The organism is Cedecea neteri (assembly GCF_000758305.1).
Taxonomy (GTDB): domain Bacteria; phylum Pseudomonadota; class Gammaproteobacteria; order Enterobacterales; family Enterobacteriaceae; genus Cedecea; species Cedecea neteri_C.
The window spans coordinates 3,455,078-3,471,631 of the sequence record NZ_CP009458.1; the positions used below are offsets into that span (position 1 = coordinate 3,455,078).

Annotated in this window: 15 protein-coding genes; 12 read left to right on the forward strand and 3 right to left on the reverse strand. The window is 57.4% G+C overall.

Annotated elements, in window-relative coordinates:
• Positions 1-32: 32 nt before the first annotated feature.
• Positions 33-884 (reverse strand): hypothetical protein, encoded by an 852-nt coding sequence (locus LH23_RS16140; RefSeq protein WP_039293205.1) that lies wholly within the window; start codon positions 882-884, stop codon positions 33-35.
• Between the two features lie 451 nt (positions 885-1,335).
• On the opposite strand from LH23_RS16140, the gene LH23_RS16145 reads away from it, so the two are divergent.
• Positions 1,336-2,025, forward strand: a complete 690-nt coding sequence (locus LH23_RS16145) for a class I SAM-dependent methyltransferase (protein WP_039293208.1) — start codon at positions 1,336-1,338, stop codon at positions 2,023-2,025.
• Positions 2,026-2,067: 42 nt separating this feature from the next.
• Here LH23_RS16145 and tynA read toward each other — a convergent pair whose 3' ends face one another.
• Together tynA and paaZ are read right to left on the reverse strand one after the other, a co-directional pair.
• Positions 2,068-4,341, reverse strand: a complete 2,274-nt coding sequence (gene tynA, locus LH23_RS16150) for a primary-amine oxidase (protein WP_039293211.1) — start codon at positions 4,339-4,341, stop codon at positions 2,068-2,070.
• Positions 4,342-4,665: 324 nt separating this feature from the next.
• The gene (gene paaZ / locus LH23_RS16155; protein ID WP_039293214.1) at positions 4,666-6,711 is read right to left on the reverse strand and encodes a phenylacetic acid degradation bifunctional protein PaaZ; all 2,046 of its coding nucleotides are present in this window, start codon (positions 6,709-6,711) and stop codon (positions 4,666-4,668) included.
• 284 nt (positions 6,712-6,995) lie between these two features.
• Between paaZ and paaA the strand changes: the two genes are divergently transcribed.
• From paaA to paaK, 11 genes are read left to right on the forward strand one after another with little or no spacing between them, the layout of a single operon-like run.
• Positions 6,996-7,925, forward strand: coding sequence for a 1,2-phenylacetyl-CoA epoxidase subunit PaaA (gene paaA / locus LH23_RS16160; RefSeq protein ID WP_039293218.1), 930 nt, complete (start codon positions 6,996-6,998; stop codon positions 7,923-7,925).
• An 11-nt stretch (positions 7,926-7,936) separates the two neighbouring features.
• Positions 7,937-8,224, forward strand: a complete 288-nt coding sequence (gene paaB, locus LH23_RS16165) for a 1,2-phenylacetyl-CoA epoxidase subunit PaaB (protein WP_008461407.1) — start codon at positions 7,937-7,939, stop codon at positions 8,222-8,224.
• Between the two features lie 8 nt (positions 8,225-8,232).
• Complete coding sequence (gene paaC / locus LH23_RS16170; RefSeq protein ID WP_039293221.1) at positions 8,233-8,988, forward strand: 1,2-phenylacetyl-CoA epoxidase subunit PaaC; 756 nt, start codon at positions 8,233-8,235, stop codon at positions 8,986-8,988.
• 10 nt (positions 8,989-8,998) lie between these two features.
• A complete protein-coding gene (gene paaD, locus LH23_RS16175; RefSeq protein WP_039293224.1) occupies positions 8,999-9,493 on the forward strand; it encodes a 1,2-phenylacetyl-CoA epoxidase subunit PaaD in 495 nt (164 codons plus the stop codon).
• Between the two features lie 7 nt (positions 9,494-9,500).
• Positions 9,501-10,568 carry a 1,2-phenylacetyl-CoA epoxidase subunit PaaE gene (gene paaE / locus LH23_RS16180; protein WP_039293226.1) on the forward strand — a complete coding sequence of 356 codons (1,068 nt, stop codon included), beginning with the start codon at positions 9,501-9,503 and terminating at the stop codon, positions 10,566-10,568.
• Positions 10,568-11,335, forward strand: a complete 768-nt coding sequence (paaF, locus tag LH23_RS16185) for a 2,3-dehydroadipyl-CoA hydratase PaaF (protein ID WP_039293230.1) — start codon at positions 10,568-10,570, stop codon at positions 11,333-11,335. Before paaE ends, paaF begins: the two co-directional genes overlap by 1 nt.
• The gene (gene paaG / locus LH23_RS16190; protein ID WP_039293233.1) at positions 11,335-12,123 is read left to right on the forward strand and encodes a 2-(1,2-epoxy-1,2-dihydrophenyl)acetyl-CoA isomerase PaaG; all 789 of its coding nucleotides are present in this window, start codon (positions 11,335-11,337) and stop codon (positions 12,121-12,123) included. Before paaF ends, paaG begins: the two co-directional genes overlap by 1 nt.
• Positions 12,124-12,125: 2 nt before the next feature.
• The gene (locus LH23_RS16195; protein WP_039293236.1) at positions 12,126-13,550 is read left to right on the forward strand and encodes a 3-hydroxyacyl-CoA dehydrogenase; all 1,425 of its coding nucleotides are present in this window, start codon (positions 12,126-12,128) and stop codon (positions 13,548-13,550) included.
• Positions 13,540-13,965 (forward strand): hydroxyphenylacetyl-CoA thioesterase PaaI, encoded by a 426-nt coding sequence (gene paaI / locus LH23_RS16200; protein WP_039293238.1) that lies wholly within the window; start codon positions 13,540-13,542, stop codon positions 13,963-13,965. The genes LH23_RS16195 and paaI overlap by 11 nt, the downstream gene beginning before the upstream one ends.
• Positions 13,962-15,170: a 3-oxoadipyl-CoA thiolase gene (pcaF, locus tag LH23_RS16205; protein WP_039293241.1), complete on the forward strand. Its 1,209-nt coding sequence runs from the start codon at positions 13,962-13,964 to the stop codon at positions 15,168-15,170. Before paaI ends, pcaF begins: the two co-directional genes overlap by 4 nt.
• A gap of 23 nt (positions 15,171-15,193) precedes the next feature.
• Positions 15,194-16,510, forward strand: a complete 1,317-nt coding sequence (paaK, locus tag LH23_RS16210; protein ID WP_039293244.1) for a phenylacetate--CoA ligase PaaK — start codon at positions 15,194-15,196, stop codon at positions 16,508-16,510.
• Positions 16,511-16,554 lie beyond the last annotated feature (44 nt).

Consider the following 16,554-nt stretch of genomic DNA (forward strand, 5'->3'; position numbering starts at 1 on the left):
AACAAAGCCGGCGAATGCCGGCTTAATGTTGCTTAAAATATCGTCGGATCGATATCCAGACCGTACATGATAAAGGAAAAATAATATCCAAAATAAGATTCTGCCGTCTCCATAAAGGCACGGTGTATTTCGAGCGTGCCTTCGCTGTCTTCACTGAATAATCCGGCCATAATACCGCAATTAACAATACGTCTCAGATGCATTCTCGACACAAAGAGATCTTTAGACGTTTTATTATAATTAGGCTTCAGCCACCAGCGGCCATTATCATCCTGTTTTGCCCCCAGGTATATTCTCAGCATAATGATATGCCCGGCATCCTTGTCTACAAACATTGCGCTATTGGGTACAAGGCGACTTAAAATGACTTCGTCGAAAAGAAGGTTGGCGCTGCGCCGGAAAAAATTCGCAAATGTGTTTTCATCCTCCAGGGCGTGAAACGGAAGAGTATTTTCCGGTAGTAAAAATTTCAATGAAGGGATGGATATTTGCATATAGCTGCGGGTTTCATTGAGGCCCTTTACGCTGGGAGAGTACAACAGCACCCGGCGGTCATCTTCGCTTTTTTCAAGCGTCATTCTGCCGGTGATGCGCAGCAGTGTCACCAGAGAATTCACGGTGTTCAGGCTGGTTAACTCCATTTTTACGCAAAATTCTTTGATGTCCGCAAGTACCGCCCGGCGGTCACCGTAGTGAAAGCAGAGCAGTGCCAGGACCACATGAAAGCGCGAGCTTTGCAAAATGGTTTTATAAAAAAGCGGTTGTTTTTTATAAGTGATAAGCAGGTGATCGTAGTGATGCTGTATGGCTTCCCGAAAACGAGGGTGTTTTTTTACTTGCTGGCTGTATCTTTCGATGGTGTCTTGAAGTTTATGTCGTGTCATATTGTTTTTCTCGGTATTCAGCTATGGCGCAAATGCCCCATAAAACGAGTGCTAAAGGCAGAGATAAAATACACGTTATACGTGATTTTTATTTGGTGGTGGTAAATTTAATTCGTTCTCGAGTATATCATTTTTTATTTTTAAATAAAAAATATCATCTCATATTTTATTGTTTTTGATTTTTTTTAACTAAAAATGCTTACTTCTCTCATTTGGCACTTTTTACTTTCTGCGGAAATAATACTTCCGCGTAGAGTAAATATTATTGCCTTGTTGTACGGGTATGTGTTGGATGAAAAGCAATCAAACAGGGAGGGTGGGCGTGAGACAGGCATGTCTTTTCATTAGTGACATCATGTTATATTGTAAGTTACATGACATGGCGATTTTTACGTGATTTTCCTTCACGGATCGACGATGTTGGGCTCGGATACCTTCAGGAGGTGTAATCATGAACGACACAAATGATATCTTTAATGCGGCGTTTTCGCGCCAGTATGATGCCAGCAGTGAGCGCCTGAAAGACATTTCTAACAACCTCCATACCTTGCTGTCTTTGCTTCTCAGGGATCTGCCAGAGGATGCGCATGTACTTTGTGTTGGAGTGGGAACAGGGACAGAGATTATCCGGCTGGCTAATCAGCACCCCGGCTGGCGTTTTACCGGGATCGATCCTTCCCCCGATATGCTGTCCGTCTGTCAAGAGAAGCTTGAGCTGGAAGGACTGAACGACCGCTGTACGCTGATTGAAGGTCACGTCATAGACGTGCCGGAGCAGGATAAATTCGATGCTGCGCTCTGTCTGCTGGTCGCGCATTTTATTCAGCATCCGCAGCGCGGTGGGATCTACCAGCACATTGCCGATCGGTTAAAACCAGCAGGGCAACTGATTAGTGCTGAAATAGCGGGGGATATGGAAGCTCCCGAATTTGACGGACAATTAAGAAACTGGGTTGCGCTGCAGCAGGCTTATACCCAACGCCAGAGAGATATTGCTGAGGTAAAAGCTGAACTCAATCAGCGGCTGCTCTTGTTGCCGCCTCGCCAAACCGAAGCTCTGCTGCGCGAAGCTGGGTTCGCCAGCGCAACGCCGTTCTTCCAGTCGCTGCTGATTCACGGCTGGCAGGCAATCAAGCCTTAGCCTTAAATAAACGGCGCGCTGTAGTCGCGCGCCGCAAACCCTCTATTTACCGGTCGTTGCCTCTGACTTCACAAGCGTGGGTGTCTCGTTAAAAAAGTTCCACGGCTTCAGCAGGGCATGTACCCACTCGGTCGGCATGATGGGCCACTCTTCTGCGCGGGCAATATGCGTGGTGCCGGTGGTTAACCAGACGACGTTGTCTGTGTTTTCAAGCGACTGATTGTCTTTGCTGTAAGCGCCTAAACCGGTATCGTGCGCGGAGCGGTTCGGGTATTTCCCTTCGGAATAGCGTTCATCCGGGTTATAGCGAGTCACCCACAGCTGCTTATCCATAAAGCTCAGACGGTGGTAAATCCACTCGTCCGGGGCAAACTTCGCGCCAGTGGCGACGGGGTGAGTTCCACCGGCGTAAGGGATTAGCTGATAGGAAACCGGATTACCCATGCGGTTTTCTTTGTTCGGATTGCTGAGTAAACGGACGGTGCCTGGATCAAATTTCTGCGCCGCGTCCTGCTCGTTTTTAATCGCATATTCATTGGTTTGCATCGTACTCGTGCGTGGGCCGCCGCTGGTGTTCGGCTTCACTACCGGGTCGATAGCGGTCAGGCTGTTATTTTCGCCGTCGACGTCCAGATCCAGGCGGAAGTTATAAATATGCTGATGTGTCGTGCCGACAATATTGTGGTCGATCAGCGTCCCATAGCGGGTATCTTCTTTCGCTGTGGCATCGTGCATGGTCTTAGCCTTCACGCCTTTTACCGCCTCAATCCCGGTTGCGCCCGCATCAATACCAATGGTGCCGTTCTGGTGGAAGACCCAGTCAAAGATGTAGTCGTAGTTGCCGACGGTGCTTATCCAGCGGATCACCAGCTCGCGGCGTTCGCTGCTGACATTTGGCTGGCCCATTTCCTGATGCTTGTATTCCGGCCCGGCGTAGCGCTCGAAAATGGCGATAGCACGCGGAATGGTGGTCGGTTTTCCGGTGTAATCGGCCAGGGTTTCGTCCAGCAGGACGGCGTTAGACGGCGCATCTTTGCCGCGCACGATAGGGGACGTGAGCGTGCCCATGCCGTAATCCCCGGCGTCCAGATAAGCTTTAAAATACCAGCCAATGTCCGGGTCACCGTACGGCACAATCATCCCGCCGAGCGACCCTTCATACATGATCTTCCGTTTGGTGCCGTTGTCGTTGTAGGTCACGGTGGAAATAATTGGGCCAACGCGGGAATTCAGGCGCAGGTGTAAATCCCAGTTTTGCCAGTGAATCGTGTCGCCGGTAATGGTGTAATTTTTCCCTTCCGGTTCAATGATGTCCAGCGGTTTGAGGTTGGCGGCCTGTCGGTCGCGACCATCATAAGGGCGGGGCGTCATCGGCACAGGAATCACCGGGCCTTCTTCAATTTTGATGATTTTTTTCTGTTCGAGATCGACCACGGCAACCAGGTTTTCAATGGGATGCGCCCAATAGTTGCCGTCGCCGACGTCAAGATAGCTCACTACTTTCAGCAGGCGCTGATCCTGCTTCAGGCCGTCCTTGCCGTCGAAATAGCCGACGGTCAGCGGGGTAGTGACGACCTTCGACGGATCGCTGATACCGCGTTTTTTCACCGCTTCCGCGAACTCTTTGCTGTTGTTGATGATTGCCTGCACGCTGGCAAAATCGTCCAGCAGCACCATGCCCTGTGCGCCTTCGATAGGTTTCCAGCTTTTTACCTTTCCAGCGGCCAAATCCACCGTGGCTTCAATAATATGGCGGCCATCCAGCATGATGACGTCCGCCTCGCGCGGCTGGCTGACGCTGGTGCCGTCCATCACAAACTTCCAGACCTGCTCTTTAGGCGGCTCACGCAGTGAGATTTCGGTAAAGCGAATAGTCGGTTTGTAGTCAGCCGCGCCTTTGATTATCTCCACCGTTTTATTAATTTCATCCGCGCTCAGTGAGTTAAGCGGATGTGGTTTTTTCTCAACGGCAAAGGTTTGATCCAGCCCGGACTGGAACACTTCATTGACAAACCCTTCAGAGATAAACGCCGTTTTTCCCTTAAAAATCACCGGCACTTCGAGCTTGAGGGTTTTGCCATTAACGATGGCGGAGGTGGCGTTAGGCTTCACCTTCACGTAGGCACCGTCTTTCACGAGGGTAAACATCTGCGCGTAATCGTCCCACTGGACGTCGGCGCCAAAATCCGTCAGCGTTTTTTGCATCGGCACCATATGTGCCTCGCCGCCATGGGCGAAAGCGGGGGCGTTAATCCCCGCCGAAGTCAGGAGCGCAATAGCCAGCGCCAGCGCTTTTTTTCCAGTTTTCATTGTCATCGCTTTCTCACCTTAAAAGTGCGTTGTGTTGTTATGTGCGTGCTGGATAAAGACTGTCGGATTCAACATAACAACTTCCGCCTGGGCTTCCCTTGTGCTCTCTGCCAAGCGTTTTGCTGTGGTTGCCAGAATGTGGGATTGGGGAGGATTGTTGCTCCGGGTTGATGAGCGTCGGGTTTAATTCAGCCCTCACCCCGGCCCTCTCCCAAAGGGAGAGGGGGAAAACAACCTACGGGGAATAAATGATGGGGTAATAATTTGTTCCCTCTCCCTTCCAGGGAGAGGGTTAGGGTGAGGGTAAAAACCTGAACCGGTGACGAAGTCTTATGAGGCAAAATCACCGTGCAGACGGGCAACCAGCGTCAGGATCGAGTAGCGGGCAACGATCTGCTGGTGCTGGTTGGTGATATCCACCGCCCATTCCACCACGCCAACTGGCTTATCTTCCGCCGTTTTCTGCGGCTTGGCGGTTTTACGTTTGCAGGTCAGGCGCACCTGAATCGTATCGTCGATTTTTACCGGCTCGATAAAGCGCAGGTTTTCCATGCCGTAGTTGGCTATCACCGGCCCGACGCCTGGGTCAACAAACAGCCCGGCGGCCGCGGACACCACAAAATAACCGTGCGCCACGCGCTCGCCGAAGAATGACTCCGACGCGCCAATTCTGTCGGTGTGGGCGTAGAACCGGTCGCCGCTCAGGTTGGCGAAGTTGGTGATATCGGCTTCGGTGACGGTGCGGCGGGCGGTCAGAATGCTTTCCCCGATGCGCAGTTCCTCAAAATGTTTGCGGAACGGGTGCACGGCATCCTCGTGAACTTTTGCGCCGTAGTTCCATTGCCCGCTAACGGCGGCCAGCATCGTCGGGCTGCCCTGAATGGCGGTGCGCTGCATATAGTGCTTCACCGCTCGCAGGCCGCCGAGTTCTTCACCGCCACCCGCACGGCCTGGGCCACCGTGTACCAGCATCGGGAGCGGTGAGCCGTGTCCGGTGGACTCCACTGAAGACTCCTGGTTCAGCACCTGAATGCGCCCGTGAGCGCGAGCCGCGCCGAGAATAAAGTGGCGTGCCGTTTGCTCATCGGCGGTCACAAGTGTCCCGGCGAGGCTGCCCTGGCCCGCACGAGCCAGCGCCATAGCATGTTCGGCATCCCGGTAAGGCATCACCGTGGCTACCGGGCCGAAGGCTTCAAGTTCGTGCACCGCAGGGGTTTCGTCCGGCTGTTGGCAAAGCAGCAGGGTTGGTGGGAAGAACGCGCCCGGCTGCGCAGTATCGGCCTTGCCGCCGAGCAGGACATCACATCCGGCGGCAATCAGTTGATCAACTTTTCGCTGCACGTCATCCCGCTGTTCAAGGCTGACCAGCGCCCCCATGCGAACGCCTTCAACCGCCGGGTCGCCAGGCTGTATTTTTTCCAGTTTCGCTTTCAGCGCTTCAATCACCGAACCCAGCCGGTTCTGCGGCACGATAATCCGGCGAATGGCGGTGCATTTTTGCCCGGCCTTAGCGGTCATTTCGCGTATGACTTCCCGTATGAACAGGGCAAACTCAGGCTGCTCAGGCGTGACGTCTTCCGCCAGGACGCAGCAGTTCAGCGAGTCGGCTTCCATGGTAAAGGGAATCGAACGGGCGACGATATTTGAGTGACAACGTAACTTCTGACCGGTGCTGGCCGAACCGGTAAACGTCACCACGTCCTGCTCATCCAGGTGCTCGAACAGATCGCCCACGCCGCCGCAGATCAGGCTTATCGCCCCGTCAGGTACCAGGCCTGATTCAACAATCGCTTTCACCATCGCCTGAGTTAACTGCGCGCTCGCCGTGCCGGGCTTGATAATGGCGGGCATTCCGGCCAGCCAGGTAGGCGCCAGTTTTTCGAGCATGCCCCAGCAAGGGAAGTTAAAGGCGTTGATATGCAGCGCTACGCCCGACTTCGAGGTGAGGACATGGCGAGCCGCGAATCCTCCCTGTTTTGACAGCGGCATCAATTCGTCTTCGGGCCACAGCGTGTCGTCCGGCAGCTCGCGGTTACCCATTCCGGCGTAGGCAAACAGCGTGCTGATGCCGCCTTCAATATCCACCCAGCTGTCGGCGCGGGTGGCCCCGGTCTGGTAAGAGACCTGGTAAAACGCTTCTTTCTGCGCCAGCAGGTGCTTAGCCACCGCTTTTAACATCGCGGCGCGCTGAATAAATGTCATCGCCTGCAGCGCTTTGCCGCCTTGCTCTATGGCGAAGCGTTTTGCCGCCGCCATATCCGCCCCTTCGCTGGTCACCTGCCACAGCGGTTCGCCGCTAACGGCATGAAAAATCGTTCTTTCTTTTCCCTGGCCGCTAAACCACGTCCCGGACAGATAGCTGGTTAACTGTTGCATCTCACTCTCCATTACATGCTGCATTTAATCATTACAGTGTTTGTTTTGTGAATCATAAAAAGCAAGCTGTAATTTAATAAATTGTTAACATCGTGATGACGTGAGTTTTTTGTTATTGATTTATCTCAATGATAAGTATTGTTTTTGCAATATTTAACGTGATAAGCCTCACAAACATGCGGTGTAATCTTTGCGATCTTCGTTAACTTATCTGTAACTTTTAATCATGAAGTGATTCGCAATGTCGCATTTTATTGAATTAAATTGAATCATAAGGTGATGCCGTGACAGAACAAGAACGCTTTGATGAGCGCATCCAGCAGGAGACCGCCATCGAACCACAGGACTGGATGCCGGAGGCTTACCGCAAAACGCTGATCCGCCAGATAGGCCAGCATGCGCATTCGGAAATCGTTGGCATGCTGCCGGAAGGTAACTGGATAACTCGCGCCCCAAGCCTGCGCCGCAAGGCCATTCTGCTGGCTAAAGTGCAGGATGAAGCCGGGCATGGGTTGTACCTCTACAGCGCGGCGGAAACCCTGGGCTGCGCCCGGGAAGATATCTACCAGAAGATGCTCGACGGCAAGATGAAGTACTCCTCCATCTTTAACTACCCGACGCTTAACTGGGCCGACATCGGCGTGATTGGCTGGTTGGTCGACGGCGCTGCCATCGTTAACCAGGTTGCGCTGTGCCGGACCTCTTACGGGCCGTACGCCCGGGCGATGGTGAAAATCTGCAAGGAAGAAAGCTTCCACCAGCGGCAGGGATTTGAAGCCTGCACCGTGTTGGCGAACGGCAGCCCCGAACAGCGCCAGATGCTGCAGGACGCGATTAACCGCTTCTGGTGGCCGGCGCTGATGATGTTCGGGCCTAACGACGACAATTCGCCGAACAGCGCTCAAAGCCTCGCATGGAAAATCAAACGCTTCGGCAATGACGAGCTGCGCCAGCGCTTTGTCGACAACACCGTACCGCAGGTTGAGCTGCTGGGCATGACCGTGCCGGACCCCGATCTGCATCTGGATGAAGCTACCGGCCATTACCGCTTTGGCGACATCGACTGGCAGGAATTTAACGAAGTGGTGGCCGGGCGCGGCTTATGCAACGAAGAGCGCCTCGCCGCCAAGCGTAAAGCCTGGGAAGAGGGGGCATGGGTGCGCGAAGCCGCCCTTGCGTATGCCGAAAAACAACAGGCCCGCACCGCCGCCTGAAGGAGTATGAGATGAGCAAAATTTACTGGCCGCTGTACGAAGTCTTTATCCGTAACAAAAAAGGGCTGTCCCACCGCCACGTTGGCAGCCTGCACGCGGCCGACGACCAGATGGCGCTGGAAAACGCCCGCGACGCCTACACCCGCCGCAGCGAAGGCTGTTCCATCTGGGTGGTGAAAGCGAGCGAGATCGTCGCTTCACAGCCGGAAGAGCGTCCGGAATTTTTCGACCCGGCTGATAGCAAAGTCTATCGCCACCCAACGTTTTACACGCTGCCTGACGGCATCGAGCACATGTGAGGCCGCCGATGACACTCGATCCTGTAGCGACCTACAGCCTGCGCCTCGGCGATACCTGCCTTGTGCTGGCCCAGCGTCTGAGCGCCTGGTGCGGCCATGCGCCGGAGCTGGAGATTGACCTTGCGCTAGCCAACATTGGCCTCGACTTGCTTGGCCAGGCACGCAACTTCCTGACCTACGCCGCCGAGCGTGAAGGTGAGCACCTCGACGAAGACAGGCTGGCCTTTGGCCGCGACGAGCGTGAATACCGCAACTTGCTGCTGGCGGAACAGCCCAACGGTGATTTCGCCGAAACGCTGGTGCGTCAGTACCTGCTGGACGCGTGGCACGTCTCGCTGTTCAGCCGCCTGGTGGAAAGCAAAGATCCGCAACTGGCGGCCATTGCGGCTAAAGCGATTAAAGAAGTGCGCTATCACCTGCGCTTCAGCCGCGGCTGGCTGGTTCGTCTGGGCAATGGCACCGAGGTTTCGCAGGCAAAAGCGCAAAGCGCTGTGAACAAACTGTGGCGCTTCAGCGGTGAAATGTTCGTTGCCGATGAGCTGGAAACCACGCTGGCGGAACAGGGTATCGCCGTCGATCCGCTTAGCCTCAAAGCCGAATGGCTGCAAGAAGTGACCGGTGGGCTGAGCGATGCCTCGCTGCAGGCCCCGGCAGAGCAGCCATACCGCACCGGCGGTAAGCAAGGCTTACACACCGAACATCTCGGCCCGCTGCTGGCTGAAATGCAGTACCTGCAGCGCGCCTACCCGAACCAGCAGTGGTAAGGAGGAGAGGATGCAAACCGCCACGCTTCAGCCTGCCGCCGTCCGTGACGTCTGGCGTCTGCTGAGTGAAATCAGTGATCCGGAAATCCCGGTGCTAACCATCACCGACCTCGGGATGGTGCGCAGCGTCGAGCACCGCCCGGACGGCTGGCATATCGGTTTTACGCCAACCTATTCCGGCTGCCCGGCCACTGAATTTTTGCTGGCCGCCATCCGGGAAGCGCTGGAAGGCGCAAAGCTAAGCCCGGTGCATATCAGGCAGGTTTTGCATCCCGCCTGGACAACGGACTGGATGTCGCCGGAGGCTAAAACCCGGCTGCGTGAATACGGCATCAGCCCGCCGCAAGGGCATGCCTGCCACGCGACGGTCGCCGCCCAGGTAACCTGCCCCCGCTGCGGGAGCGAACACACGTCGCTCATCAGTGAATTCGGCTCCACGGCCTGTAAAGCGCTTTACCGCTGCAACAGCTGCCGGGAACCCTTTGATTACTTTAAATGTATTTGAGGATGCCATGACAATGTTTCATTCCCTGAAAGTGGCACGCATCGAACCCGAAACCGCTGAGGCGGTGGCGATTACCTTTGCGGTGCCGGACGCGCTGCGCGGACAGTATCGCTTTCGCCCAGGGCAGCATTTGACGCTTAAAGCCCGGCTGGGCGGGGAAGAGCTGCGCCGCTGCTATTCCATCTGTCGCGCTGAGAATCCCGGTGAAATCTGCGTGGCGGTAAAAGCCATTGAAGGTGGCCGTTTTTCACAATACGCGGTCAGCGATTTAGCCGCCGGGATGTCGCTCGAAGTGATGGTGCCGCAGGGGACGTTCGGCTACCAGCCAGAAGCGGAAACGCGCGGGGACTATCTGGCGCTCGCCGTTGGCTCAGGCATTACACCGATGCTGGCCATTATCGGCGCCACGCTTGCTACCGAACCAGAAAGCAGCGTGACGCTGGTTTACGGCAACCGCAGCAGCGCCAGCATGATGTTCCGCCAGGCACTGGCCGACCTGAAAGACCGCTACCCGCAGCGCCTGCAGCTGATTTACCTGTTCAGCCAGGAAAGGTCGGACAGCGACCTGCTCAGCGGCCGGCTGGACGGCGAAAAACTGAAACAGCTTGGCGACCATCTGCTGGACGTCAAAGGCTTTGACCGCACGTTTATCTGCGGCCCGCAAAGCATGATGCAGGCTACTGAAAGTGCGCTGAAAGACATGGGCGTCGCGCCGCAGGATATCTACCTCGAACATTTCAACACGCCGGGTATTTCGCCGGGGGCTCGCTCCCGTGCGCAGGCGGCGGGTAAAACCGTCACCCTACGCCAGGACGGCATGGATCGCCATATTACCCTGACCGCCGGGGACGAAAGCATTCTCGACGCGGCCCTGCGTCAGGGGGCAGACCTGCCGTATGCCTGTAAAGGCGGCGTCTGCGCCACCTGCCGCTGCAAGGTGCTGCAGGGTGAGGTAGAAATGGGCGTCAACTACAGCCTGGAGCCGGATCAGCTGGCCGCAGGCTACGTGCTGAGCTGCCAGGCGCTGCCAAAGGGCGACGACGTGGTGCTCGACTTTGACGCGCAGGGGCTGTGATGAGCGAACTTCTTAGCCAGCAAAACGGCCGGGTGCTAACCCTGACGCTGAACCGCCCGCAGGCGCGAAACGCGCTCAACAACGCGTTGCTGACGTTGATTGCCGAAGCGCTAGACGCCGCGCAGCAGGACGCCTCCATCGGTGCCGTAGTTATTACCGGCAACGAACGTTTTTTTGCTGCCGGAGCCGATCTCAAAGAGATGGCAAGCCGGGATATGCCCGCCACGCTCAACGATCCCCGGCCCCAGCTTTGGGCGCGCCTCGAGCGTTTTCCTAAACCCCTGATCGCCGCCGTGAACGGCTATGCGCTTGGGGCTGGCTGCGAGCTGGCGCTGCTGAGCGACATCATCGTAGCCGGGGATAACGCGCGCTTCGGCCTGCCGGAAATCACGCTGGGGATTATGCCCGGCGCGGGCGGCACGCAGCGGCTTATCCGCAGCGTAGGCAAAGCGCTGGCTTACCGAATGGTGCTGAGCGGCGAAGCTATCGACGCGGATCAGGCTTTACGCGCCGGGCTGGTTGCCGAAGTGCATCCCGCAGCCTTAACGCTTGAATACGCGCAAAAGCTTGCCGCCAGTATTGCTCGCCATGCGCCGCTTGCGCTGCAGGCCGCCAAAAATGCGCTTCAACAGGCACAAAACACGGGCCTGAGCCAGGGGCTGTTGCAGGAGCGCCAGCTGTTTACGCTGCTCGCCGCCACCGAAGATCGTCAGGAAGGCATCGCCGCTTTCCTGGAAAAACGACCTGCTGAATTCAAAGGACGTTAATTATGAGTTTTATTGTCAGCGATGTGCAAAGCGGGGTGATGACCCTGACCCTCAACCGCCCGGAGCGGCTGAACAGCTTCAACGACGAAATGCATCGCCAGCTGGCGGAAGTCCTTACTCAGGCCGAGCGGGACGAAACCATTCGCTGCCTGCTGATCACTGGCGCAGGGCGCGGCTTCTGCGCCGGGCAGGATCTCAACGACCGCAATGTTGACCCAAGCGGCGATGCGCCGGATCTCGGTTACTCGGTCGAAACGTTTTATAACCCGCTGCTGCGCCGCCTGGCGAAATTGCCAAAGCCGGTGATTGCGGCGGTTAACGGCGTGGCTGCCGGAGCCGGAGCCACGCTGGCGCTGGGCTGCGACTTGGTTATCGCCGCGCGTTCAGCAAAATTCATTATGTCGTTCAGCAAGCTGGGACTGGTACCCGACTGCGGCGGTACCTGGTTCTTGCCTCGCCTGACCGGGCGTGCGCGAGCCATGGGGCTGGCGTTGCTCGGCGACACGCTAACCGCGGAGCAGGCACATGAGTGGGGCATGATCTGGCAGGTCGTGGACGACGAACAGCTCAGCGATACCGCTCGCCAGTTGGCCTTGCACTTTGCTACCCAGCCGACCTTTGGCCTGGGGCTTATCAAGCAGGCGCTTTACGCCTCGGAAACCAACACCCTGGATGCCCAGCTCGACCTGGAGCGCGACTATCAGCGCCTGGCCGGCCGCAGCGAAGATTACCGTGAAGGGGTTTCGGCTTTTCTGGCGAAGCGCTCGGCCACCTTTAAGGGGAAATAAGCATGTTAACTCCTGAGGCCGTGATTGCGGTGATTGGCAGCGGCACCATGGGCGCAGGTATTGCCCAGGTGGCCGCCAGTGCGGGTCATACGGTGTGGCTGTACGACATTCAGCCCGGTGCGGCGAAGCGCGCGATTGACGGGATTGATACCGCGCTCAGTGCCCGCGTAGCGAAAGGCAAACTTGATGAGGCTGTTCGTCAGTCAACGCTTGCCCGGCTGCATCCAGCGGAAACGCTGGCTGATTTGGCTCAGGCCGCGCTGGTGATTGAGGCCGCCGCCGAACAAATTGACGTCAAGCAGGCCATCTTCCGCGATTTAGCGGCGGTCTGCGCCGCTGATACCGTCTTTGCCAGCAATACCTCATCCATTTCTATCACCGCCATCGCCAGCGGCATCAGCCACCCGGCGCGCGTGGTCGGCCTGCATTTCTTTAACCCTGCGCCGGTGATGAAACTGGTCGAAGTGGTCAGCGGCCTGGAAACCTCCCCGGAGATTGCCGATCGGCTTTGCGAACTGGCGCTGCGCTGGGGAAAACAGCCGGTGCGCTGCCATTCTACGCCGGGATTTATAGTCAATCGCGTGGCACGGCCTTTTTATGCCGAAGCCTGGCGCGCGCTGGAGGAGCAGGTTGCCCCGGCGGCGGCTATTGATGCCGCATTACGCGACGGGGCGGGCTTCCCGATGGGGCCGCTGGCGTTAACGGATCTGATCGGTCAGGACGTTAACTTCGCGGTCACCTGCTCGGTGTTTAACGCCTTTTGGCAGGAGCGCCGGTTCCTGCCTTCTCTCGCCCAGCAGGAACTGGTGCTTGGCAAACGGCTGGGCAAGAAAACCGGGCAGGGCGTTTACCGCTGGCCGCTTGAGGTGCAGCCGGAATATCAGCCTCAGGTCCCTGCCGAACTGGCGGCTAAACAGGTCACGCAGTCCGGTAAAACCCTCGACATTGACGGCATCGTTGTCGCCATAACCAGTGGCATGACGGCCACCGCCATGTCGGCCGAGCTGAAACGCCCGGTGGTGTTGCGGGACAGACTCGCCGAGGTTGCTCTGGAAGTGCTGGCGCCTTCGGCTTCAGTCACGCCGCAGCAGTTGGAGAAGGTCATTCATTACTTCCAGCAGCAGGGCAAACAGGTGCTGGTGATTAACGACTATCCCGGCATGCTGGCCTGGCGCACCGTGGCGATGCTCGCCAACGAGGCGCTGGACGCGCTGCAGAAAGGCGTGGCTGCGGAAGCCGACATCGATACCGCGATGCAGCTCGGCGTGAACTATCCGCACGGGCCGCTGGCCTGGGGAGCCCGGCTGGGTTGGCAAAACATCCTGACGCTGCTGGAAAATCTGCAGCGCCATTACGGCGAAGAACGCTACCGCCCGACCTCTTTACTGCGCCAGCGCGCGCTGCTGGAGAACCAACATGAGCACTAACGCCTGGGATAACGCCCGCCTGATGTACGCGCGGGACAACTGCGCCAGACAGATGGGCATTGAAGTGGTTGAGATGGGTGACGGTTTTGCGCTGCTCACCATGACTATCACCGAGGCCATGCTCAACGGGCACCAGACCTGCCACGGCGGGCAGCTGTTTACGCTCGCCGATACTGCCTTTGCCTACGCCTGCAACAGCCAGGGGCTGGCGGCGGTGGCTTCCGGCTGCAGCATTGAATTTCTGCGCCCCGGCAAGGCCGGCGATCGGCTGAAAGCGGTGGCCAGGGTGCGCCAGCAGGGGCGACAGACCGGCGTCTACGACATCGAAATTATTAATCAGGACGAGAAGACGCTGGCGCTGTTTCGCGGCCGCGCTCATCGCATTGGTACGACGGTTTCAGGAGAAAAATTATGAGTCAGGCTTTTATTTGCGATGGCGTACGCACCCCGATTGGGCGTTACGGCGGTGCGCTTTCGAGCGTGCGTGCGGATGATCTGGCCGCGCTGCCGCTAAAGGCGCTGCTGGCGCGCTACCCCAATCTCGACTGGAGCGCCGTCGATGACGTGATTTTTGGCTGCGCGAACCAGGCCGGGGAAGACAACCGCGACGTGGCGCGCATGGCGACGCTGCTGGCCGGTTTACCTCAGGGCGTACCGGGCACCACGATCAATCGCCTGTGCGGCTCCGGGCTGGATGCCGTGGGCTTTGCGGCTCGTGCCATCAAAGCCGGCGATGCTCAGTTAATGCTGGCAGGTGGGGTGGAATCCATGTCCCGTGCGCCGTTTGTAATGGGCAAGGCCAGCTCGCCGTTCCAGCGCCAGGCCGAGATGTTTGACACCACCATTGGCTGGCGTTTTGTGAACCCGCTCATGGCGGCGCAATTTGGTACTGACAGCATGCCGGAAACGGCAGAGAATGTAGCGGAATTGTTAAAAATAAGCCGCGAGGACCAGGACCGGTTTGCGTTTCGCAGTCAGCAGCGTACCGCTCTCGCGCAGCAGAAAGGCATTCTGGCTGAAGAAATTGTGCCGGTCACGCTAAGCGGCCGCAAAGGTGCCGTGACGGAAGTAAGGGAAGACGAACACCCGCGTGCAGAAACCACGCTTGAGCAACTGGCGGCGCTAAAAACCCCGTTCCGTGCGAACGGCGTCGTAACGGCGGGGAATGCTTCCGGCGTGAACGACGGGGCGGCGGCACTGATTATCGCCAGTGAAGTCGCCGCGCTGCAGCACGGCCTGACGCCTAAGGCGCGCATTGTCGCCATGGCGACGGCGGGCGTAGAGCCTCGCCTGATGGGGCTGGGGCCGGTGCCTGCAGTGCGTAAAGTGCTGGAAATGACCGGGCTAAGCATCCACGACATGGATCTGATTGAACTTAACGAAGCCTTCGCCGCGCAGGCGCTCGGCGTGCTTCGCCAACTGGGGCTTCCGGATGATGCCCCGCATGTGAATCCTAACGGCGGCGCGATTGCCTTAGGACACCCGCTGGGGATGAGCGGAGCCAGACTGGCGTTAACGGCCAGCCTGGAGCTGCACCGGCGCGGCGGGCGGTATGCCCTTTGCACCATGTGTATCGGTGTGGGTCAGGGCATTGCCCTGGTCCTTGAGCGTGTGAGCTAGTCAAACCTGCGAGTACCCTAATAATGATAACCTCTGAAACCAAGCTGGAACCGATTGAAACCGCATCGCTGGATGAACTCCAGGCCCTGCAAACGCAGCGCCTGAAATGGACGTTGAACCATGCCTACAGCAACGTCCCGATGTACAAGCGCAAATTTGACGCCGTGGGCGTACACCCTGACGATTTTAAAGAGCTGAAAGACATTCGCCTGTTCCCTTGCACCACCAAGCAGGATCTGCGCGATAACTATCCTTTTGACACTTTTGCGGTGCCAATGGAGCAGGTCGTTCGCATCCATGCTTCCTCTGGTACTACAGGTAAACCTACGGTCGTGGGCTACACCCAAAACGACATTGATACCTGGGCTAACCTCGTGGCGCGCTCGCTGCGTGCCGCAGGCGGAACGCCGAAAGACAAAATTCATGTCTCCTACGGCTATGGGCTATTTACTGGCGGGCTGGGGGCGCACTACGGCGCAGAACGCCTCGGGGCGACAGTGATCCCGATGTCCGGCGGCCAGACGGAAAAACAGGCGCAGCTGATCCGTGATTTTAAACCGGACATGATCATGGTCACGCCGTCCTGGTGCCTGAACCTGATTGAAGAGCTGGAGCGCCAGATGGGCGGCGACGCCAGCGGCTGTTCGCTGCGTGTTGGCGTTTTTGGTGCTGAGCCGTGGACCAAAGCCATGCGAGCGGAAATTGAACGTCGCTTAGGGATTACAGCGCTGGACATTTACGGCCTGTCGGAAGTGATGGGGCCGGGCGTGGCGATGGAGTGCCTGGAGTCGCGCGATGGCCCGACGATTTGGGAAGACCATTTCTACCCGGAAATCGTTGATCCGCAGAGCGGCGTCCCGCTGGACGACGGTGAGCAAGGCGAACTGCTGTTCACCACGCTGACCAAAGAGGCGCTGCCGGTGATCCGCTACCGCACCCGCGATCTCACACGCCTGCTGCCGGGCAGCGCTCGTACCATGCGTCGTATGGACCAGATTACCGGTCGTTCAGACGATATGCTGATTATCCGAGGCGTGAATGTGTTCCCGTCCCAGCTGGAAGAGGAGATCCTGAAGTTCCAGCACCTGGCTCCGCATTATCAGCTGGAGGTGCATCGTCGCGGCCACCTGGATACCCTGGCGATCAAGGTGGAACTGAAGGAGAGCAGCCTGTATCTCAGCCACGAACAGCGCTGCGCGGTTTGCCACGAGCTGCGCCACCGCATTAAGTCGATGGTGGGGATTTCAACGGATATCACCATTGTGAACTGCGGCAGCCTGCCGCGCTCGGAAGGAAAGGCTATCCGGGTTTGCGATCTTCGTCAGGCGGCGAATCATTAATCGTCCGTGACGGTATCACTGAGCGTGCCGGTGAATCATCTTTC